Source organism: Streptomyces sp. NPDC048171, from assembly GCF_043202655.1.
In the GTDB taxonomy this organism is placed as follows: Bacteria; Actinomycetota; Actinomycetes; order Streptomycetales; family Streptomycetaceae; genus Streptomyces.
Genome location: NZ_JBIDAU010000019.1, coordinates 55126 through 76373, shown reverse-complemented (window position 1 = coordinate 76373; position 21248 = coordinate 55126). Strand labels below are relative to the sequence as shown.

The following is a 21248-nucleotide window of genomic DNA, read 5'->3' as shown; positions in this document are numbered from 1 at the left end:
GGCTACAAGACTCCCTCTCCTGCCGCGCCTGTCGCCCCTGCAACCCTAGGTACTGCGGCTGGTGTGATCTCGGACAGACTCCTGCGGGGGCCGATTCCTCGAGTGAGCCGCCCTCAGCACACGATGCCTCGCCCAGAGTGAACGTGTGTTAGCTCCGAGTTATGGATATCGGGGATGGGGAATCCTTGCCTTCATTCATTGGTGTCCTCAAGCGGATCGTTCACGTCTTGCTCGGTCCAGATGGTCTTGCCGGCTTCGTTGAACCTGGTGCCCCACCGCTGGGTGAGCTCTGCGATGAGGAACAACCCTCGTCCCCCCTCGTCGCTGTTGCGGGCATAGCGCAGGTGGGGGGCTGTCGTGTTGGTGTCAGAGACCTCGCATATCAGCGCGTGGTGGTCTCTGATGACACGCAGGTGGATGGGGCCGTCGGCGTAACGAATGGCGTTTGTTACCAACTCACTCACCACGAGTTCGGTGACGAATCCCTCTTCCTCAAGTCCCCAGACTGTGAGCTGACGTTGTATCAGGCTGCGGGCGGTGGCGACGATGGCTGGGTCACTGGGCAGGTCCCATGTGTGGACATGGTCCTCGTCCAGGCGGTGGGTGCGCGCCAGCAGGAGTATGGCGCCGCGGGGGGAGGCCCCGGCGCCGGGTGCCGCGGCCAGGACGTCGTTCCGTAGCTCTTCCAGCGACGTTTCCGCCTCCGAGGCAAGGGTGCCCGTGAGCCAGTCTGGAGCCTTGCCCTCGTGCGCCGGGGGACCGTCAGGCGCGAGTGTGGGCGTATAGAAAGCGAGAACGCTACGGTCGGGCAGGTCGAAGTGCTCAGAATCGAACTGCCTTTCAGCTGTGCCTAGTGGTTTTCCCACCGACACTGCGAGCGCTTGCGTAGCTCCGCCTCGTTCGGCGACCACGGGAGGGGTGTGCCCGGCACTGGCCAGGGACAGCCGCCCGCTCGCGGGATCGTACACACCATAGAGGCACCTGATCTCAGCCTTGGCCCTATCAGGTTCATCTCCCGACTCCGAATGATGCCGGCCCACGATGCGGGTGGTGAGGGCGTCCAGGCGCGCCAGTACCTCGTCCGGGGGAAGATCCAGGTCTGCCAGAGTGTGGACTGCTGTTCCCAGCCGGCCGATGGACGCAGCGCCTGACAGACCCGGCTCAGTTGTTGCGCCGAGAACAAAGGCGACACGGGCCCCCGATACCGGTATGACGTCGAACCAGTTGGCGCCCGTTGCCGCGGGAGCGAAGTAGTGGCTGGTCGTCACAGCCGCCTGATCGGTGCGGCGGGACAGGAGTTGGCGCTGCAGTGCCCTCGCGGCGTTGTGTTCTCGTGTGTAGCGGCGGGCGTTGTCGATGCTCAGCGCGGTCCTCGAAGCGAGATCCCGGGCGGTGAGAGTGTCGAAGTCGGAGAATGAGGCCCCCGGACCAAGGCGGTAGAACGTGACGACGCCTACGACGGTGCGCCTGGCTCTCATGGGAACTACGAGTGAAGTGGCAGGTTGTGTGCCGTCCGAACCGCGATACAACGGCTCTCCGTCGTCCCCTGGGAGCAGGACATCAATCCGTTGCGGTTCTTCGCCAAGATCCTCTCGTACGGAGAGCGGGTAGGGGAACCTGGGGAGGCTGCTGTTTCGGCTCTCCGTAGAATCGGCAGTGTCGCCGACGTACTGCAGACCTACTCGCCGTAGGTCGAGCAGATCAGGATCCGGCTCTTCTCCTGAGATGATCGGGGCGAGCACGTCGATCGTCGCGGCGTCGGCGAAGCGGGGCACCGTGACATCTGCGAGCTGCTGGCCGGTTTCTACGACGTCGAGGGAAGTACCAATCACAGCGCTGGCCTCTGCCAGCAGGGCTATGCGTTCCTCTGCGGTTCGCTGAGCCGTGATCTCCACGGCAGTCGTGGCGAGACCCAGCACGCGCCCTTGTGGGTCTTCCAGCCTGAAGATGGAGTTCGCGAAGATGTGCTCGTGGTCAGGGTCGTCTGGTGGACGGCCCCGCTTGTCGAAGCCGAGGACGGGGACTCCGGACTCCAGGACCTCGCGCATCTGCACCTCGAACTCTTTCGAATTCGAGTCCGGCCACACATCGTGCGGTGTGAGTCCGATGGAATGAGAACCGAAGACACCCTGCATGCCTTGCGCTGCTGGGTTGAACTGGCGAAGTCGCAGGTCACTGTCGTAGACACACAGGCTTGAGGGTGACTGCTTGAAGAGGGTCTCGAGCACTGCGTGTCCGACGGCGTCGGTCGGGGGTTGTGCGTCCACTGGTGTGAGTGTCAGCGACCAGTGCTCTGGGGCGTCGGCTGGCCGCACCCGCAGGTGACAGGCCGCAATGTGGCCGTCTCGGCGGCGCAGTATGACAGGGGCGTCGCGCTCGCTTCCGGGCCTGGCGTCGGCTGCTGGCGAGGCTTCCGGCATGGCAAGAAGACGGATAGCGGGTCTTCCGCGTACCTCGGAAGCTGAGAAGCCCAGCAGAGCTTGGGCAGACTCGCCCCACCCGACGACCGTCCCGTGCCGGTCGACCATCAATTCGGCCGATCGGGGCTGCGTCGGCACCGACGGCCGCCTTGGTGCACGTGAGGTGCTCACGGCGATCAGTCCCCTCTTTATCCTCCGTCAGTCAGGATCGCAAAATTCGCTGCGGAGGGCATCTGGGGTGGGAGGCGGGGGACCGGCAGCGGCTGAGGCTCAGGGCGGAGTGCTAGAGCCATCCGCGGTGGGCCGCCTGCCAGGCCAACTGGGTCCGCGTCGTGGCGCCAGCCAATTTCATCATCCCCTGCACGCGGCGCTGCACTGTGCGCCGGCTGAGCCCGGTCTGCGTCACGATTGCCTTGTCGGCCACCCCGGCCACCAGCAGTGACAGCAACTGTCTGTCCGACGCGGAGAGACCCCCTTGTGCGGTATGGGCTTCGGTGACGGTTCCTGACCGGTCGACGGGCAATGGCACCGCGTCCTGCCAGCAGCGCTCGAAGAGTGCGATGAGGGCAGCCACCAGGTGGCCGTCGCGTATCAGAGCAGTGAGAGGAGGCGGCGTGCTCTCTGAGCCTCCTTCTACGGCGAGGGGGCACACCGCGAGCGTGCGGTCCGCGATCGCAAGCCGGAGCGGCAGGTGAGGAACCGCCCTGGCCAGTTCCCCCGCGCGTACGGCTCTCGCTACATGGCCTACTGCGCCTTCGTCGTCGAAGTAGGCCCGCTCATAGAGCACGCGATAGCGCACCCCCCGGGCCAGCGCCTCGAACTCGGCTTCATTGGTTCCTGCCTGCATGGCGACGTACTGCGGCTTGCAAAACCAGAGCATTTCGTCCCGGGCTGCGGACTGGATGTGCCGCAGGTGGTGGCGGAGGGCTTCGGCCCCCGTGACGAACTGGATCAGATGGCTAGTGTCCTGCCGGGCCGCGATGCTGCGATGAACGTCGACCAGGCCAGCCACCGCGGCCCGAGCCGCATCGAGGGCTTCCGCGTGCCGGTTGATGCGGGGCGTAAGGGCCACGTCGGGAGGCGTGGCGTGGTAGACCCCGGGGCTGCTGTCAGGGGAGCCGACCAGGCCTTGAGACATCAGGGCGGCCAACGTGGCCTTGAGAGCCGAGGGACGCAGCTTGGTGCGCTGCGACAGGTCAGCCAGTGAGATCCGTCCTGCGGCAACCAGGGCCCGGTACACGGACTCCTCGGTTGTGGAGAGCCCAGCCAATTCCAGCGTCATGGAACCCCTCGCGGCGTGTCGACTGAAGGAACGGTACTCCATGAAGTGGCAATCAATGTGTTTCGGTGGTCACGGCCCCTGAGTGGACTCTGGGAAGTGTTTTCTCCGCCGTGCACCCCGCGCCGGGCGGACCGCAAGGGCGTACCTCTCGGCAGCGGATGACGGTCAGGGTGCTGTGGTGTCGTGATGGATGCGGCTTCGGGTTCCTGTGAGAGGGGAGCCGTCCCCTCCCCGGCGGGAAGCGACCAGCTCAGCGACGATCGACAGTGCGGTCTCCTCCGGCGTCCGCGCCCCCAGATTCAGCCCGATCGGTGCGTGGAGACGGGCGAGCTCCTCATCCGTTGTGCCCGACTCTCGCAGGCGCTTCACACGGTCCTCGTGGGTGCGGCGTGAGCCCATGGCTCCCACGTAGGCGACCGGCAGTCGCAGAGCCCGTTCGAGTAGCGGCACATCGAATTTTGCGTCGTGTGTCAGAACACACAACACAGTCCGCTGATCCACGTCTGTGCTCTCGAGATAGCGGTGCGGCCACTCGACGATCACTTCGTCGGCTTCCTCGAAGCGCCGGCGGGTGGCGAAGACGGACCGAGCATCGCACACCGTTACGTGGTAGCCGAGGAACTTTCCCAGTCGGACCAGCGCCGCGGCGAAGTCGATGGCGCCAAAGACAATCATGCGCGGCGGTGGGGCACTGACCTCGACGAGCAGACGCAGGGGCTGACCGCAGTAGGAGCCGTCCGCGCCCACCGTGATTGTTGCGGTGTGCCCGACCTCCAGCAGTGCCCGGGCTTCGGCAGCCGCGACCTGGTCCAATTCGACGTTTCCGTCGAGAGTGCCCTCCACTGAACCGTCGTCCCTCATCAGAAGGGTGCGACCGATGTAACGGTCCGGCCCATCGACGACGCGCGCCACTGCCACGGGTTCACCGGCGCACACAGCTGCCAGCGCAGAGGCGAACAGCGGACGATAGGAGTCAGCTCTGCGGACCGGGGTGGTGAGGATGTCGATGACTCCACCGCATGTCAGTCCCACGGCGAATGCATCCTCGTCGCTGTACCCGAAGCGCTGAACCACACTACGCCCTGTGCTCAGCGAATCCTGGCACAGCTCGTACACCGCCCCCTCTACACATCCACCCGACACCGACCCCACCGCCGTTCCCTCGGCGTCGACAGCGAGGGCCGCGCCCGGTTGGCGAGGCGCACTGCCGCTCACAGCAACGACTGTCGCCACAGCGAAGTCTTGATCCGCTTTGATCCAACGAAGCAAATGCTCCGCAACATCCAACATGTCCAGCTCCTGGAGGGGGAGTCTGCCAACACACTGCGGCGCCGAGGCGGTCCGACTGCGGCCGGCTCAACGGGCGGGCTCGGCGGCACGTATGCCCAGACTAAGTGCCGTGGCCCACACGCGCTGGGAACGCAGCATCAGCCTTCGCCGGTGTCTGAGGACGCAGGATCTCGGAGGAGGAGGGCCGGGCCGCCATGACGCGCTCAGCTCCTATGGCGCGCAGCTTCGTCTCCGCTCCGAGGTCCACTGGTGATGAAGTCCAGGTCAAGAAGAAGCGGCCGAGGGATCGGCCTTGGACACCTCGTTGGACACGGTGTCCGATTAGTTTTACCCTCGGGCTCGCGTCTCGCGGAGCGAGCGCGTTCGTTCGAGTGGCACGAAAGTAGAAGCACCTGTGATTCCAGAAGTGATTGCCCCTCCCACACTGCTCCTCGTACATGGGGCATGGCACGGCGGATGGTGCTGGGACCGTCTGCGGGTGGCGCTGGATGGCGAGGCTCTTCGAGCCTGCACGGTGGACCTTCCCAGCGCGGGCGGACGCAGCGGAATCGCGGAAGACGTGCATGTCATCCGCGAAGCCCTTGCAGCAATCGACGGCCCCGTCGTGGTGGTTGCCCATTCCTACGGCGGTATCCCTGTGACTCAGGCTATTGCCGGCGCACACAACGTCGTACACGTCGTGTATCTCGCCGCCTTCCAGCTTGATGTTGGTGAGAGCCTTTTCGGGTTCTACGGCGTCCCCGCTCCGCCCCCATCAGAGGTGACACAGGCGATCCCGGACGACCCCATCACGCAGTTCTACGCGGACGTCCCCTCACCTGAGGCCGAGAGGGCCGTGGAACGGCTGCTGCCTCAGAGCGTGCAGTCGTTCACCGACACTGTCGAACGCTCGGGTTGGCGCGACATTCCCTCCACCTACATCGTCTGCGAGAACGATCAGGCTTTCCCTGCCGAGCGCCAGGAAACGCTCGCCGTCCGATCGGATGAGATCCACCGCTTGGCGAGCAGCCACTCACCTTTCCTGTCCCTGCCGCAGGACCTCGCCATCCTTCTTTCCAAGATCACGCTCGGTGCTTCTTCCTAGACCCACCTCAAGCAGACGAGCCGAGCAAGCACGACCACACCGATGCACGAGGAGAACACCGTGAACAGCAGCGCTCCCCAGATCACGGCAGGGACAACGCCCGCGGAGAGACCTTCCAGCGCAGAGCTTGTCGCGCGGGCCCGCGCGCTGCAGCCCCTCCTGCGGGCCCACGCCGACAGCGCCGAGGCAGAGGGAGCAGTGCCGCCCCCCGTAGTGGACGCACTTGCCCAGGCAGGCGTCTTCCGGCTGTTGACCCCCAAGCGCTTCGGCGGGCATGAGACCGATCTGCGCACCCTGACCGAGGTCTCCGAGGTGCTCGGCGAGGCGGACGGTTCCACCGCCTGGACCGCGATGATCATCGCGGTGACCAACTGGATGGCGAGCCTCTTCCCCGACAAGGCCCAGGAAGAGGTGTTCGGCGCTGATCCCGACGCCCGAGTCACCGGTGTGGCTGCTCCCACTGGCGTCGGCCGCCGAGCCGCGCAGGGATGGGTCGTCAGCGGAAAGTGGTCATACAACTCCGGAGCCCCCCACGCGACGTGGGCTGCTGTGGGAGCGCTGCTGCAAGACGAGGCAGGCGAAGTCATCGACCAGGCGCTGGTACTGATCCCAGCCTCGGACCTCGTCATCGAAGACACCTGGGATACGGCAGGCATGCAGGCGACAGCGAGCAACACGCTGATCGGCCGGGACATCTTCGTGCCCCACCACCGTGTGCTGTCGGTCCGGGAGGCCTCCCAGGGAACATATCCCCGCTCGCTCCGTGAGGACGAACCTCTCTACTCGTCGATGTTCGGCTCAATGCTGCTGCTCTGCCTGGTCGGTCCTCTGCTGGGCCTGGGCAAGGCAGCCTTCGAGACAACGAGGTCTGCAGCATCGCAAAAACCGCTGTCCTTCACCGTGCACGGCAGGCAGGCCGACTCCGTCGGCGTGCAGATACAGATCGCAGAAGCGGCCCTGCACCTGCGGACCGCGAGGCTGCATGCCTTCGACGCAGTGGAACAGGTCGACGCGCACGTGGGCCCTCTGGACTTCACCAGCCGGACCCTGGTCAGGGCACAGGCAGGCCATGCCGCTCAGCGGATTCTCGAGGCCATCGGCATCCTGCTGAACACGCACGGGGCTGGCTCCTTCGCCCGCACCAACACCCTGCAGCGGATCTGGCGGGACGCCAACGTTGCCGCCCGCCACGCCGGCCTCACTCCGGCTGTGGGCTACGAGGCATACGGGAAGGCGCTCCTGGGCATCGAAGTGCCAGTGAGCGTCATGCTCTGACCGCCGGGGGAGCCACGGGAGCCCGGTGGCTCCCGGCAATCCGGCTATCAGCCGGTATACCCGGATTCCCTAAGATGACAGCATGGCTTCTACCACCCGGCGACCCTCCAAAGCATCAGACCGGCGCGCCCTCCTCGAAGCGCGCATCCTCACCGTCATTGAAGAACTCCTCCAGGGTGGCGTCACCTACACCGAACTGAGCGTCGAGCAAATTGCCCAAGCGGCAGGAATCTCCCGCTCTACCTTCTATCTCTATTTTCGGGACAAAGTTGACGTTCTGCTCCGCCTGAGCGGCTGCCTCCGGAGCGAAAGCTATGGCATAGCGGCAGCCTGGCGTCCCACCGGAGCCGAGGGCGGCCTGGAGGGCCTGACACGGACCTACGAAAGGATCATCCGGCACTACCGGAAGTATGCGGCGCTGCTGGCCGCGATCGGCGAGGTCGCCGCCTACGACCCCGTTGTACGCGAGGCGTGGGGCGCGTACCAGCGCCAGTTCGTCGATAACACCATTGCCGTCCTCAAGGAGGAGCAAACCGCAGGGCGAACGCCAGCTGCCATCGACCCCGAGCTCGCCGCAAAGATCATCGTGCAAGGAGGGGGGCAGGTGATCGCCCGGCAGGTCGCCGATGGCGATGGCGCTCACGATCCGGACGTGGCCCGCGAGCTTGCAACCGGGTACTGGTACGGGGTCTACCGCCGCCCGGTACACAGCAGCCCTGACGGCAGCTCGTGAGAAGCGGTAAGAGACTCGAATTCCGGTGCCCGAGGCGACGAAATGGATCCTGCTTGCAATGATCGGCTGCTCAGGGTGACCCCTAGCTGAGGATTCCATTCCCGCAGGCTGCACCATGCCGCAGGGGGTCGTTCTCGGCCCGCGCCCTGGGCAGCATGAGCAGGTTAACTCGCGTCAGATTTTAAGAAGACGTGACTCTTTCCGCAAGCCTCTTGCCCATGCCTGGATCGGCAGCCCGTAATACCCTGATCAGGTACCAGAATCTGGCCGCGAAATTCGAACATCGAAGCGTCGGGTCACAAGCGCTTCGGGATGGGGTCACCCGCGAGGAGGCTGGACTCGTGCACAGAGGTCAAGCTGCACAGACGATGTGCCCCATTGCTCAATCTCTGGAAGAGATCGGTGACCGGTGGTCGTTGCTCATCATCAGAGATGCGCTGGACGGCGCCCGAAGGTTCAGTGAATTCCAGAGAAATCTCGGAGTCGGCAGGAATGTACTGAGCGCTCGCCTCAGTAAACTTGTTTCCCTCAATGTGCTACGTATGCAGGCTGCTTCAGACGGCAGTATGTATCGCGAATATGTGCTGACCGAGAAGGGTGAATCGCTCCGTACGGTCATGTTCGCACTCCGTCGCTGGGGTGAAGAATTTGTACTGGCGCCAACAGATGCGCACCGTACATAGATTCAAGTGGGTGGTCCCGGCAGAGCTCGGGAGTCAATTCTGTGAATGCCTGAATATCGGCTGCGGCTTCGTCGCCTGTTTGGGGCGAAGCGAGTCGGAGGCATGCGGACGCACAAGAGGTGCAGCGTCGGCGGTCATGTGTCCGACGCGGAGTCTCGTTCCACGGCTTCGCCAGCCTGCGTGGTTGCCCAGATGGTGAGGAACGTCAGTGCCTCGGCAGCGCTCGAGCCCGATTCCGCCGTGTATACCAGGAGCGACTGGTCACCCCCGCTTCGCAGGTCAAGCATTTGGAAGTCCAACTCCATCTGTCCTGCGATGCGGTGATGGAACGTCTTCCGCCCCTGCCGCTGAGAGCGCACACGGTGATCGGACCACCAGGTGCCGAAGTCGGCGTTCTTCAGCGACAGGTCGCCCACGAGCTGGGCGAGTTCAGGATCGTCCGGGTACCGTGCGGCATCCATCCGCAGGTATGCGACACACTCTCTGGCTACCTGCGCCCAGTCTTCGTAAAGATCACGTACTTGTGGGTCCTGGAACGTGAGCCAGATGTGGTTTCGATGTGTGAGAGGCACCCTGCTGAAGTCGGTGAAAAGAGCAGCTCCCAGACGGTTCCAGGCGAGGATGTCCATACGACGTCCCAGCAGGAGGGCAGGCACGTTGACCATGCTGTCCAGCAGTACACGGGTGCTCGCGGAAACCTGCTGGCGTCGCGGACGGGCAGAGCGGTTCGCTGTAGAGGGGGACGTCTCTCTTGCTGCGACGCGAAGCAGGTATTCCCTCTCGTCCTGCTGCAGCATGAGTGCTTCCGCAAGGGCGGAGAGGATCGACGGGGACGCGGTCTTCACGCGTCCCTGCTCCAGGCGCACGATGTAGTCCACGCTGATCCCAGCGAGCGATGCCAGCTCTTCACGGCGCAGGCCGGGAACGCGGCGGCGCCCGGCAGTAGGCAGACCGACGTCTTCGGCACTGACCCGGGCTCGGCATGAGCGCAGGTAGTCGCCCAGCTCCGTCATGGGATCCTCCTGTGTACTCACGACCGGTGAATTTGAACGGTGTGCGGCGTCGGGTCTGTGCCGAAGCAAGTGCCGGCTGGACATCATTGGGCGGCGGCCGGCGGTGCCCGGTTCCATCGTGCGTCAGCTGCAGTCGGCCAGCCAGGGACTGCTCCGCATGGGGTCAGCGGCTTCGTGATGTCACCGGACTGGGGCTGGCCTGTGTCCAGGAGTTCGCAGGGCTATGACAGCCGCGGCTATGGCGATAAGGCTGATGAGGAGGCCGAACCAGGCGAAAGCTGACTGCACCCCGAGGTGGGAGGCGGCGATGCCCAAAGCAACGACAGGCAAGCTCACCGCCACGTATGCCGTGACAAAGAAGCCTGGTAGTACGGCAGCGTCCTGCAGGGACCGAGCTGCAGCGGTGACCGTGCTCATCGATCCCATGAAGCAGAGGCCGAATCCTGCTCCGGTGATGGCCGCGCCGCCGAAGAAGAGGGCTGCCTGCGCGCTGTGGTATCCCCACACGGACAGGGCCAATCCCAGTACGAGCAGGATGCATCCAGCCGCAGAGGCCGAGCGGTCGCTCAGACGCCGCAGCAGGGCCGGGGCGAGGCCGCCGCTTCCCTGAACGACGAGGATGACGAGTGCTGAGATGGCGCGGTCGTCTGTGTGAAGCAGCGTGGACGTCATCCCTACTCCCAGCGCCAGATACAGGCCCACGACTGCCCAGCTTGCTGTGACGAGAGGAGCGATCCGCAGGAGCACGGCCCACGAATCGGCCTTTAGCCGGATGACCCGGGGACGCCAGGGCCGCGCGGCTGGCGTCACTGTCGTCTCCCATGCCGGAATGGCAGCCACAGCCAACAGGCCGCCCAGAGAAAGCACCGCCAGGACAAGGAAGGGCGTGAGAAGCGGAGCGGGGGCATGCTCCACCGCCAGGCCGGACAAGACGGCCCCCAGGGCGATACCCATGGATGTGGCGGCGCTGTTGACGGCGGCGGCATCCTTCCGGCTCCCGTCCCGGTGCAGACTTGCCAGTGCTGGCCCTGCGCTGCTGGTGAGCAGCCCTACGCCCACTCCCTGTATGAGCCGGGCCAGACCCAACCACCAGGGTCCGAGGGCGAGGACGAAGATGAGGAAGCTGAGCCCCAGGACGCCCAGTGAGAGGACGATGACCCGCTTCGCCCCGATGCTCTCCGACACGTTACCCGTGAAGAGCAGGGTCAGGACCGCGCCGACCGCATAACAGGCATAGACGGCCGTTGACGCTGCTGCATCGATGTGCCAGCGCTCCTGGTAGAGGCCATAGAGGGCTGACGGTGCGCTGCTGGCCGCCATCACCACGAAGACGACGCCTGCCACGGCCCAAAATCCCCAGCGGGGATAGCGCGGCGGGCCGGCGAGTGGCTGTGGCAGGGGCGGTGCGGTACGAGTACGTGACAACGAGGTGGAGATCACGGCGCCCTTTCACTAGCCACTCGGGACTCAGGGAGGAAATTTGCATTCATGATGCATCGAAAGTCGGCGTAGATGCAGGTAAAGCTTTTCCTGGGGTTGTCAGCCTAGGAAAAATGACCGCAGGCTATGGGGTTCTGGGGGAGTGCTGACCGCTCGGCCGCCGGGGGCAAGGTGCTGCCCACCTTCGCTCTATCTGCCGTGGAGCACGCCCTGAACGGGGTGGCCGCATGCCGTACGCGCTCGGGCAACCGGCAGCCGGCTCGTGCGGGCGCCGTTCGGTGCGTCTCGGTGCGCCGACGTGTGTGGAGGGCATGGATGTGCAAACTGTAAGAGACAGCGGCATGGGGAAGGCGGGCTGCTTCCCTCGCCGACCGGCGCTGACGGGTGTCACGAATGGCGGTCCCGTATATCCAGTTCTAGTATCAAATGGATACCGCTCCGGTTGACAGAGTGCTCTCACCCCCTTGCTCTGGGGCAGGAACAACGAATCGAGGCGCTATGAAGCATGTCGACACCCCGACGCGCCCTGGCGAAGCGACATCACAGATCCCCGACGTAGAAGTCACGCTCAACATCAATGGTGAGCCTTACCGCATGCGGTTCGACTCGCGCGTGACGCTCCTAGATGCCCTGCGTGACCACCTGGGGCTCACCGGTGCGAAGAAGGGCTGCGATCAAGGTGCCTGTGGTGCCTGCACCGTCCTGGTGGATGGCAAGCGAATCGTCTCCTGTCTGGCGCTGGCAGCCCAGTACGAAGGTCGGGAGATCACCACGGTGGAGGGACTCACCGACAACGGTGAACCTCATCCGCTGCAGAAGGCGTTTGCGCGACATGACGCATTCCAGTGTGGCTACTGCACGCCTGGACAGATCATGTCTGCCGTGTCCCTGCAGGCCGAAGGCCGGGCCGACACGGAAGAGGACGTCTGCGAGTTCATGAGCGGGAACATTTGTCGCTGCGGCGCCTACCCGAATATTCGTGCGGCGATCCGCGAAGTCGTATCGGAGGGCAACGATGCGTCCATTTGAGTACGTGCGGCCCGCCGGAGCCGAGCAAGCGGTGGCTGCTGTCTCCGCAGACCCCCGTACCTCCTTCCTGGCCGGCGGAACGACCCAGCTGGACTTGATGAAGGACGGGATCCTTGACCCGGAGCGGCTGGTCGACATCACCCGGCTGCCGCTCAAGGGCATCATGCACGGCGACTCGTCGGTGCATGTGGGCGCGCTTACGACGATGGAGGAGCTTGCCGCGGACTCTGTGCTGCGCGAGCGGCTCCCCTTCGTGCGCGAGGCCCTCCTGCTCGGAGCATCTACGCAGTTGCGCAACATGGCGACGATCGGGGGCAACCTGCTGCAGCGTGCGCGCTGCCGTTACTTCCGGGACCCGACCGTTGCGGCGTGCAACAAACGCAACCCCGGGTCCGGGTGCGCCGCCATCGCAGGAATCCAGCGTATGCACGCGATTCTGGGCACGAGCGACCAGTGCATCGCCTTGCACGCCTCGGACGTTGCCATCCCCTTCGTGGCGCTGGACGTCATCGTCCACGTTCAGGGCGTGGACGGACCGCGATCCATCCCGCTCACCGAGTTCTATCGTGAGCCGGGCACCACGCCCGACATCGAAAACGTGCTGAAGCACGGTGAACTGATCACCGAAGTAGAGATCCCCCTGCTTCCGGAGGGCGTGCGGTCGCACTACATGAAGGTGCGGGACCGCGTGTCCTACGAGTTCGCTCTCACGTCGGCTGGTGTAGCGCTGCAGACGGAGGGCGACACGATCCGCGAGGCGCGGATCGGCCTGGGCGGGGTGGGGACCGTTCCGTGGCGTGCCTGGAGTGCTGAAGAGGTGCTGCGCGGGGCGTCGGTCAGTGGCGAGAACTTCCGCGCGGCAGCGGAAGCGGCACTAGAGGGCGCCCAGACGCTACCGGGTACTGCGTTCAAGGTGGAGTTGGCCAAGCGCACTCTGGTGCGCACGCTTGAGACTGTGGCAGGAGTCCAGTCATGACCACTCTCGAAGATCCGACTCGCACGGTCATCGGTGAAGGGGTGGACCGCGTCGACGCCCCCCTGAAGACCACGGGCGCTGCCCACTACCCCAACGACTACACCTACCCGAGCATGGTGCACGCCGCCCTGGTCGGCAGCACGATCGCTGCAGGGCGGATCCGCAGCATCGACGCCTCGGAAGCCCAGCACGCGCCCGGCGTTCTCACTGTGATTACCCACCTGACCGCCCCTCAGCTGGAACGCGGTCCGATGACATTGCTCGGTCCGTCGCCGCCAGCGCCCATGCAGGACGACCGGATCCTCCACTACGGGCAGCACATCGCGATCGTCGTCGCCGATAGCCCAGAGCAGGCCAGGTACGCTGCGTCGCTGGTCAAGGTGGAGTATGAGCCGGCCGAGGCGCTGCTGGACGTCGAAGATCCTCGAGCTGAGATCGTCGAGAACCCGTGGGGCCTGGATACCGAGCGCGGCGACGTCGAGGCCGGATTCGCCCAGGCCGACGTCGTGATCGACGAGCGCTACACCACTCCGGACAACACCAACAATCCGCTGGGACTGTTCACCACGATCGCCTCATGGCACGGCGCGTCGGTCACACTCCATGACTCCACCCAGTGGCCCCACAACGTGCGCACCTCGTTCGCCCAGATCTTTCAGATCCCTGAAAGCGGCGTTCGCGTACTCGCCCCCTTCGTCGGTGGAGGCTTCGGGGCCGGACTGCGGGTGTGGTCTCACACCATTCTCACAGCGATGGCCGCACGCGAGGTCAAGCGTCCGGTCAAGCTCGTGCTGACGCGGCCGCAAATGTTCACGTCTGTTGGGCACAGGCCCGACAGCGTCCAGCAGATCAAGATCGGCGCCAACTCGAGCGGCGATCTCGTCGCCATCGAACACCGTGCTATCTCCTCGGTGGCGATGGAGGACGATGACTACGAGCCGGTCGCATTCGGCTCAGCGGTCTCCTATGCGTGTCCCAACGCCCTCACGCGCGATCGCCAGGCACGCCTCAACATCCCCTGCCCAGGCTCCATGCGCGCCCCCGCCGAGGGGCAGGGCAACTTTGCCCTGGAATCCGCCATCGACGAGGTGGCCCATGCCATCGGCATGGACCCGCTGGAGCTCCGCCTGCGCAACTACGCCGAGGAGCAGCCGGTACTCGGTCTGCCCTGGTCCAGCAAAGCGCTTCGCGAGTGCTACACACTGGGTGCGGAACGCTTCGGCTGGTCACGCCGCACTCCGGAGATCGGCTCCATGCGCGACGGCAACTGGTTGGTCGGATACGGCATGGCCGGAGTGTCCTACCCGTTCTTCCAGGTGCCGTGCCAGGCACGAGCCTCCCTGCGCCGCGACGGCTCCGCCTACGTGACCAGCGCCGCCACCGACATCGGTACAGGCACCTACACGGTCATGACCCAGCTGGCCGCCGAGTTCCTCGGTCTGGACCTCGGCAAGGTCCGCTTCGATCTCGGTGACTCCGACATGCCCTACTCTCCCCAGGCCGGAGGGTCGGGCCTGACCGGCGCACTGGCCAACGCCGTCCACATGGCCTGCGGCAATCTCGTCAAGGAGTTCCTCGACGTCGTACGCGATGACGAGGAATCCCCGCTGCGAGGCGCTGCGCCAGAGGAAGTCACGGTCAGCGAGGGCCGTCTGCACCGCATCGATGCACCGGACCAGGGAGAGGCGTACACCGACATCCTCACCCGCCACGGGATCGAGGAGCTCAGCGCGGACGGCCGCAGCACGCCGCCCGACCCCCAGAAGATCGGAATGGCCACGGCGGGAGCCTTCGGGGCGAAGTTCGTCGAGGTCCGTATTGACCCACAGCTGGGTCTGCTGCGGGTGGCGCGCGTGGTCACCGCGGTCGACGGTGGGCGCATCCTGAACGAGAAGACGGCCTCCAGCCAGATCATCGGAGGCACCGTCGGCGGCATCAGCCAGGCCATGTTCGAGGCGACGGCCACCGATGCCGGCACCGGCCGCATCGCCAATGCAACCTTCGGCGACTACCTGATGCCGGTCAATGCTGACATCCCAGACATGGAGGTCATCTTCTGTGGTGGCCCCGACCGTGCCACCAAGGTCGGCACCAAGGGTGTCGGAGAGGTCGGCCTGGTCGGCGTGGCGGCAGCTATCGGCAACGCCATCCACCACGCCACCGGTCGCCGGCTGCGCGCTCTCCCCTTCACCATCGACCAACTGCTCTGACCCAGAGCACACCGGTGCGGTGAGAAGACATCCGTCATCTCATCGCACCGATGCATTGTGGGCAAGAGGAAGGGGGCGGCCGGCGAGCTACTCTCGTTCGCTGCGTTGCTGTTCAAAGGTGCGGATGTCATCGATCGTGCGAGAGGGCACGGTTTCCTCGGTTGCTCCCAGCTGGCGTGAGATGAGTGCCGCTGCCGCCGACATGGCCGTAACCACGAAGGGCAAACGGTCGGGGGAGAGGCGGCCCCTGGGGGCAGACACGTGCACAGCGGCGCTGACGGAGCCGGCGGCGTCGACGATGGGGGCCGCCAGGCCGAGGATGCCCTCGACGCTTTCTCCGTCGCTGACGCTGTAGGACCGTGCACGGATGGCCGCGAACTCCTCACGCAGTTGAGCCCGGTCCACGAGCGTGTGCGGTGTGAACTGCTCCAGCCGCGCCGCCTTCAGGACCCGCTGCTCCAGCTCCGGGTTATAGGCGGCCATGAGCTTGCCGACGCTGGATCCGTGCAGGGGCCGCTGGCCACCCAGCTTCATCACGACGGAAAGGGTCTGGCCGGCCTCGTGGCGGTCGGCATAGACCACGCCGGCACCGCTGCGCACGGCCAGGTAGGTGTTTTCGTTGATCTCCTCACACAGCTCGGCCAGGTAGGGCTGGCTGACATGGCGCAGGTCGACGCTGTCGACGATCGACAGAGCGAGGACGACGGCCCGGGGGCCCAGGGCGTAGGTGCGCTGCCCCAGCAACTTGACCACGTCGAGGCCGACCAGTGTCTGTAGCAGATCGTGGGCGCTGCTCATGGGCAACCCAAGATCCTCGCTCAGGCGTTTGAGTGTGCTGCCCTCCTGGTGCTCGGCCAAGTAGCCCAGGATGGCCAAAGCCCGGTCGATGCGTGCCGGGTTCATCGACGGCTCCTTCCGGTCAGCGTTGTCCGTCGTGACGCGCTCATGCGTGCCCCCGTGGCGGAAACCCTATTCGAGTCTGCTGCCCGCGGGACGCGGCACCTGGGCGTCGACACGTGGTGCCGGGTGCGCTGCTCATCAAGAGGGCGCAGGTGGTGCGGGCGGCGGCTCCGTTTTCAAGCTCCCCCTTGACGGCGCACGGGAGGCTACCTAGCATCGCCGTTACGTAAATACGGAGTTAACTTCGAGATCTCGAAGCTCCTTCACTGGCGCCGCGTCTGGCTCACACCCCAGCGGACGACTGGCCAGACAGCAGCAAATCCGGTTCAAGGAGACACGCTTGTCTGAGCAGCTCACATCGATCGCCGTCCTGTTGGCGATCTTCCTGATAGGCACACTTCGCTCGATCAACCTCGGCGCCCTGGCGCTGGTCGCATCGTTCGCCGTCGGATCGGGCGTCATGGGCTGGGAGACGCCCGAGGTGCTGGCCGGCTTTCCGGCTGAGTTGTTCGTGATCCTCGTGGGTGTCACTTACCTGTTCGCTATCGCCCGGAACAACGGCACGGTGGAGTGGCTCGTTCAGGCGGCCGTTCGAGCGGTGGGCGGCAGGGTTGCCGCCATCCCCTGGGTGATGTTCACCATCAGTTGCGTGCTCGTCTCCCTGGGAGCGGTCAGCCCGGCGGCTGTAGCGATCATCGCGCCGGTCGGGATGACGTTCGCCGTCCGCTACGGCATCAATCCCCTGCTGATGGGGTTGATGGTGGTCCACGGCTCGGCCGCCGGGAACTTCTCGCCCATCGGAGTGCTGGGCGTAGTGACCAACGGAGTCGTCGACACCAGCGGACTTGCCGCAGATCCCATCGTCCTCTTTCTGGCGAACCTGGTCTTCAACGTGCTGCTCGGTGCGGGCATCTACTTCGGGCTGGGCGGCCGACAACTCCTGGGCGCCGGACGAAACGGTGCTCGCGCCAGCAGCGGTGGCACCCACAGCACCGGAGGGCCACGGCTTCCGGGAACCACCGGCCCCACCGCAGCCACCGCTGTCGCCACCCAGCCGGCCCTGGACCACGATGATGCTCTGCCACTGGACCGGCACCGCATCGTCACGCTCGCCAGCATGGCTGCACTGGTCGTGGGCGCCCTGATCTTCGACCTCGACGTCGGACTCACGTCCCTGAGCGCCGCGGTCCTCCTCACCCTCCTGGCGCCCGCCACCGCCAAGGAAGCCGTGGGGCAGATCAATTGGGGCGTCGTCCTGCTGGTCTGCGGCATCGTGACCTATGTCGGACTCATGCAGGAGATCGGAACCGTCGACTACCTCGGCGACGCCATCTCACAAGTCGACGCCCCCCTGCTGGCCGCACTCCTGATCTGCTACATCGGCGCCATCGTCTCGGCCTTCGCCTCCACCACCGGCATCCTGGGCGCCCTCATCCCCCTCGCGGTCCCCCTCCTCGCAACCGGCCAGGTCAGTGCCATCGGCCTGGTAGCCGCGCTGTCCATCTCGTCGTCGGTTGTCGACAGCAGCCCCTTCTCCACCAACGGCGCAATGGTGGTCGCCAACGCTCCCAAGGAACAACAGCCCATGGTCTACAAGCAGCTCATGAAGTGGGGCTTCGGCCTCGTCCTGGTCGCGCCCATCGTCAGCTGGGCCTCCCTCACCGTCGCGGCGGGGTGACGATCATGACTACGACCGATTCCTCAGCGCCGCTCACCGGCATCCGGGTCATCGACCTCACCGGTCCTCTCGGCACTTACACGGGCCGGCTGTTCGCCGATCTCGGAGCCGAGGTCATCAAGATCGAACCGGACGGTGGTGTACCCGAGCGCACCACCCCGCCGCTCACCCCACAGGGCACCAGCATCTCTTTCGCCTTCACCGAAGCGGGGAAGCGCAGCGTCATCCTCAGTGCCCCTGAGCAGACCGAACAACTGGACCGACTCCTTGGGACCGCCCACGTCCTACTCACCAGTGAAGGACCCGGCCGTCTGCGTGAACGCGACCTTCACCCCGATGACGTCACGCGCCGGCATCCCCGGCTGATCCACGTCGCCATCAGCCCTTACGGCCTGACAGGCCCCTGGGCCGACCGGCCTGCCTCCGATCTCACCCTCCTGGCCGCCGGAGGACTCCTCACTCTGGCTGGCGAAACTGACCTGCCGCCCGTCCGGGCCTGGGGCAACCAGACGTCGGTCATCACCGGACTGCACGCCGCCACGGCCGCACTCATGTCAGTCCTGGTCCTGGAGGAGACTGGCCAGGGGCAGATCGTCGACGTATCGGCCCAAGAGGCGGTCGCCCACTCCCTGGAAAACGCCGTTCAGTACGTCGATCTGGAGAAGACGGTCCGGCGCCGTGCCGGGTCCGGCCCCAAAGAGGCGGGCACCGGACTCTTCGCCTGCTCCGACGGTTGGATCTACCTCGTCGGAGGCCTCGGCGGCCTGCCCCTGGCCTGGGACGCGATCATCGAGTGGCTGGAGAACGGCGGGCTGAATGACGCCGCCCAGCTGCGTGACCCACGCTGGCGCGAGCGTGACTGGCGCCGCAGCGACGAGGGCGTACGCAACTTCCGTCATCTCTTCGAGTCCTTCGCAGCACCGCGCACCAAACAGGAGCTTTACGAGGACGGGCAGCGCCGGGGCATCAGCATCGCCCCCGTCGCAACACCGGACGACCTCCTCGCAAGCCCGCAGCTCACCGAACGTGCTTTCTTCCGGCAGGTCACCGCTGGCGACGAAGTGCTCACCTTCCCGGGCTCGCCCTACCGCTTCCAAGGCCTCGACGTTGCGCCCGGGCATGTCCCGGCACAGCCCGGCAGGGACACCCCTGGCGTCCTGGACGACCTTCCCGCGGCCACTGCCTCAGACAACAAGGAGTAGCACCATGTCCTCCCGGCTCCCGCTCGACGGGGTTCGCGTGGCCGACTTCACGTGGGTCGGCGCAGGGCCCTTCCTGACGAAACCGCTGGCCGACCACGGCGCCGATGTCATCAAGATCGAGTCACGGACACGCACCGACCCCATTCGCAGCATGGCCCCATTCCGTGACGGGCACCCCGGCGTGAACCGGAGCGGATACTTCGCCAACCGCAACACCAGCAAGCGCTCCATCTGCCTGGACCTGAAGGACACCCGCGGGAAGGACCTGGCACTCGAACTGATCGCTCACAGCGACATCGTGGCCAGCAACTTCACCCCCGGAACCATGGACCGTCTCGGGCTGGGCTACAAAGACGTCCTCGAGGTCCGGCCGGACGTCATCTACCTCGAGATGCCCATGCAGGGCAACGCCGGTCCGCACCGCGACTTCCGCGGCTACGGTCTCACCATCGCGGCGGCCGGAGGGCTGCTGGGCCTGACCGGCCACCCCTACCGGCCGCCCGTGGGCACGGGCACCAACTACCCGGACCACGTCCCCAACCCCCTGCACGCCGCCGTCGCTGTTCTCGCGGCCCTGCGCCGCCGACGCCGCACCGGCGAGAGCCAGTACATCGAGCTGGCCCAGCTGGAATCGACGACCAACGTGATCGGCCCGGCGATACTCGCCGCGGCTGCGGGCATCAGCACCGACCGCTCCGCCAACCAAGACTCCGTCGCCGCCCCGCATGGTGTCTACCCGTGCCAGGGCGAGGATCGCTGGTGCGCTGTCGCTGTCACCACCGACAGCCAGTGGGCAGCCCTCGTGCGAAGCCTGGGCAACCCGCCATGGGCGGCGAACCCCGCGTACGCCACGGCCGCCGGCCGCCGGGCAGCACACCAGGCACTCGACGAACACGTCGCCACCACCACCGCCGGCCGTCACGCGGACGAACTTGCGGACGCTCTGTGCGCCGCAGGAGTCCCGGCAGCAGCCGTCAGCGACGCAGCACAGGTCCTTGCCGACGAACAGCTGAACGCCCGGGACCACTGGAAGATGCTCGACCACCCCGAGATGGGACGCAGCGTCTACGACAACATCCCCTACCGGCTGTCTGCCACTCCCGGTCACCTGCGGGGACCGGCGCCTGTGCTGGGCGCCGACACCCGTGAGGTGTGCCTGGGCCTGCTGGAACTGACACCGGACGAATACGAGCACCTCGCAGCACAAGGAGTCGTGGGCTGACATGGCCATCGAAACAGAGCGCACCGGCCGGACACTGATCGTCCGTCTGAACCGCCCAGAAGCGCTGAACGCCCTGGACGTCGACGCCATGCGTGACCTCAACCAGACCCTCCGGGACTTCAGGGACGACCCCGGACTCGACGTCGGCATCATCACCGGCGCCGGCGATCGCGCCTTCTGCACCGGCGCGGACCTGAAAAAGACCCTTCCGCCGCAGTCCTCGTTTGCTCAGGCCTACTTCGCGCCCTACGAGCAGAGCATCGAGGAGGGCCTGTACGTCAGGGCCATCACCCTCAGCGAACTCAACATCGGCAAGCCGCTCATCGCAGCCGTCAATGGCCACGCCCTGGGAGGCGGAGCCGAGATCGCACTCGATTGCGACCTGCGCATCGCCAGTGAGAACGCCACATTCGGCCTGCCCGAAGCCCGCTGGGCCAGCGTTCCCGCGGTGGGAGGTGTCTCGAAGCTGCTTCGGGCGGTGCCGCGAGCCGTCGCCATGAAGATGATCCTCACAGGTGACCGCATCGGAGCTGAAGAGGCCCACCGCGTCGGCCTCGTCAGCGATCTCGTCCCGGCCGACGAACTCCTCGACACCGCGCTGAATCTTGCCGAGCGGATCACATCCAACGGACCTCTGGCGATCAAGAGCCTCAAGGCTCTCGCCGAACGGACACAGGACATGCCGCTGTCCCAGTCCGTGGCCCTCGAGCAACTGCTGTGGGGCGTCCTGCGGGACACCGACGACCGGGTAGAAGGACGGACCGCCTTCGCGGAACGACGCCCCCCCGAATACCACGGCCGCTGAAAAGCC

17 protein-coding genes are annotated in these 21248 nt (G+C 65.8%); 11 read left to right on the top strand and 6 right to left on the bottom strand.

Features of this window, described 5'->3' with window-relative positions; translation table 11 throughout:
• Positions 1 to 191 precede the first annotated feature (191 nt).
• The 3 genes from ACGF3J_RS36785 to ACGF3J_RS36775 form a co-directional block, all read right to left on the bottom strand.
• Positions 192 to 2267: a SpoIIE family protein phosphatase gene (locus ACGF3J_RS36785; protein WP_393855864.1), complete on the bottom strand. Its 2076-nt coding sequence runs from the start codon at positions 2265 to 2267 to the stop codon at positions 192 to 194.
• A gap of 436 nt (positions 2268 to 2703) precedes the next feature.
• A complete protein-coding gene (locus tag ACGF3J_RS36780; RefSeq protein WP_393855863.1) occupies positions 2704 to 3702 on the bottom strand; it encodes a helix-turn-helix domain-containing protein in 999 nt (332 codons plus the stop codon).
• 165 nt (positions 3703 to 3867) lie between these two features.
• Entirely contained in the window at positions 3868 to 4992 is a 1125-nt protein-coding gene (locus ACGF3J_RS36775; protein ID WP_393855862.1) for an XdhC family protein, read from the bottom strand.
• A gap of 394 nt (positions 4993 to 5386) precedes the next feature.
• Between ACGF3J_RS36775 and ACGF3J_RS36770 the strand changes: the two genes are divergently transcribed.
• The 4 genes from ACGF3J_RS36770 (at position 5387) to ACGF3J_RS36755 (ending at position 8767) form a co-directional block, all read left to right on the top strand.
• On the top strand, positions 5387 to 6076 hold the full coding sequence (locus ACGF3J_RS36770; RefSeq protein ID WP_393855861.1) for an alpha/beta fold hydrolase: 690 nt from the start codon (positions 5387 to 5389) through the stop codon (positions 6074 to 6076).
• A gap of 60 nt (positions 6077 to 6136) precedes the next feature.
• Positions 6137 to 7351, top strand: coding sequence for an acyl-CoA dehydrogenase family protein (locus ACGF3J_RS36765; RefSeq protein WP_393855860.1), 1215 nt, complete (start codon positions 6137 to 6139; stop codon positions 7349 to 7351).
• An 82-nt stretch (positions 7352 to 7433) separates the two neighbouring features.
• Positions 7434 to 8084, top strand: a complete 651-nt coding sequence (locus ACGF3J_RS36760; RefSeq protein WP_393855859.1) for a TetR/AcrR family transcriptional regulator — start codon at positions 7434 to 7436, stop codon at positions 8082 to 8084.
• Between the two features lie 191 nt (positions 8085 to 8275).
• Positions 8276 to 8767 (top strand): winged helix-turn-helix transcriptional regulator, encoded by a 492-nt coding sequence (locus tag ACGF3J_RS36755; protein ID WP_393855858.1) that lies wholly within the window; start codon positions 8276 to 8278, stop codon positions 8765 to 8767.
• A 134-nt stretch (positions 8768 to 8901) separates the two neighbouring features.
• On the opposite strand, the gene ACGF3J_RS36750 is transcribed toward ACGF3J_RS36755, so the two are convergent.
• Positions 8902 to 9780 (bottom strand): helix-turn-helix transcriptional regulator, encoded by an 879-nt coding sequence (locus ACGF3J_RS36750; RefSeq protein ID WP_393855857.1) that lies wholly within the window; start codon positions 9778 to 9780, stop codon positions 8902 to 8904.
• A gap of 180 nt (positions 9781 to 9960) precedes the next feature.
• A complete protein-coding gene (locus ACGF3J_RS36745) occupies positions 9961 to 11124 on the bottom strand; it encodes an MFS transporter (RefSeq protein WP_393855856.1) in 1164 nt (387 codons plus the stop codon).
• A gap of 594 nt (positions 11125 to 11718) precedes the next feature.
• Between ACGF3J_RS36745 and ACGF3J_RS36740 the strand changes: the two genes are divergently transcribed.
• The 3 genes from ACGF3J_RS36740 to ACGF3J_RS36730 are packed head-to-tail and all read left to right on the top strand — an operon-like array spanning position 11719 to position 15435.
• Positions 11719 to 12249, top strand: a complete 531-nt coding sequence (locus ACGF3J_RS36740; protein ID WP_385802402.1) for a (2Fe-2S)-binding protein — start codon at positions 11719 to 11721, stop codon at positions 12247 to 12249.
• The gene (locus tag ACGF3J_RS36735; RefSeq protein ID WP_393855855.1) at positions 12236 to 13225 is read left to right on the top strand and encodes an FAD binding domain-containing protein; all 990 of its coding nucleotides are present in this window, start codon (positions 12236 to 12238) and stop codon (positions 13223 to 13225) included. The genes ACGF3J_RS36740 and ACGF3J_RS36735 overlap by 14 nt, the downstream gene beginning before the upstream one ends.
• Positions 13222 to 15435 (top strand): xanthine dehydrogenase family protein molybdopterin-binding subunit, encoded by a 2214-nt coding sequence (locus tag ACGF3J_RS36730; RefSeq protein WP_393855854.1) that lies wholly within the window; start codon positions 13222 to 13224, stop codon positions 15433 to 15435. Before ACGF3J_RS36735 ends, ACGF3J_RS36730 begins: the two co-directional genes overlap by 4 nt.
• 87 nt (positions 15436 to 15522) lie before the next feature.
• On the opposite strand, the gene ACGF3J_RS36725 is transcribed toward ACGF3J_RS36730, so the two are convergent.
• Positions 15523 to 16338, bottom strand: a complete 816-nt coding sequence (locus ACGF3J_RS36725) for an IclR family transcriptional regulator (protein WP_393855853.1) — start codon at positions 16336 to 16338, stop codon at positions 15523 to 15525.
• A 337-nt stretch (positions 16339 to 16675) separates the two neighbouring features.
• On the opposite strand from ACGF3J_RS36725, the gene ACGF3J_RS36720 reads away from it, so the two are divergent.
• From ACGF3J_RS36720 to ACGF3J_RS36705, 4 genes are read left to right on the top strand one after another with little or no spacing between them, the layout of a single operon-like run.
• Entirely contained in the window at positions 16676 to 18013 is a 1338-nt protein-coding gene (locus tag ACGF3J_RS36720) for an SLC13 family permease (protein WP_393855852.1), read from the top strand.
• Positions 18014 to 18018: 5 nt separating this feature from the next.
• Positions 18019 to 19215, top strand: coding sequence for a CoA transferase (locus ACGF3J_RS36715; RefSeq protein ID WP_393855851.1), 1197 nt, complete (start codon positions 18019 to 18021; stop codon positions 19213 to 19215).
• 4 nt (positions 19216 to 19219) lie between these two features.
• The gene (locus ACGF3J_RS36710; RefSeq protein WP_393855850.1) at positions 19220 to 20437 is read left to right on the top strand and encodes a CaiB/BaiF CoA transferase family protein; all 1218 of its coding nucleotides are present in this window, start codon (positions 19220 to 19222) and stop codon (positions 20435 to 20437) included.
• 1 nt (position 20438) lies between these two features.
• Complete coding sequence (locus tag ACGF3J_RS36705) at positions 20439 to 21242, top strand: enoyl-CoA hydratase/isomerase family protein (protein ID WP_393855849.1); 804 nt, start codon at positions 20439 to 20441, stop codon at positions 21240 to 21242.
• The last annotated feature ends 6 nt before the right edge of the window (positions 21243 to 21248 follow it).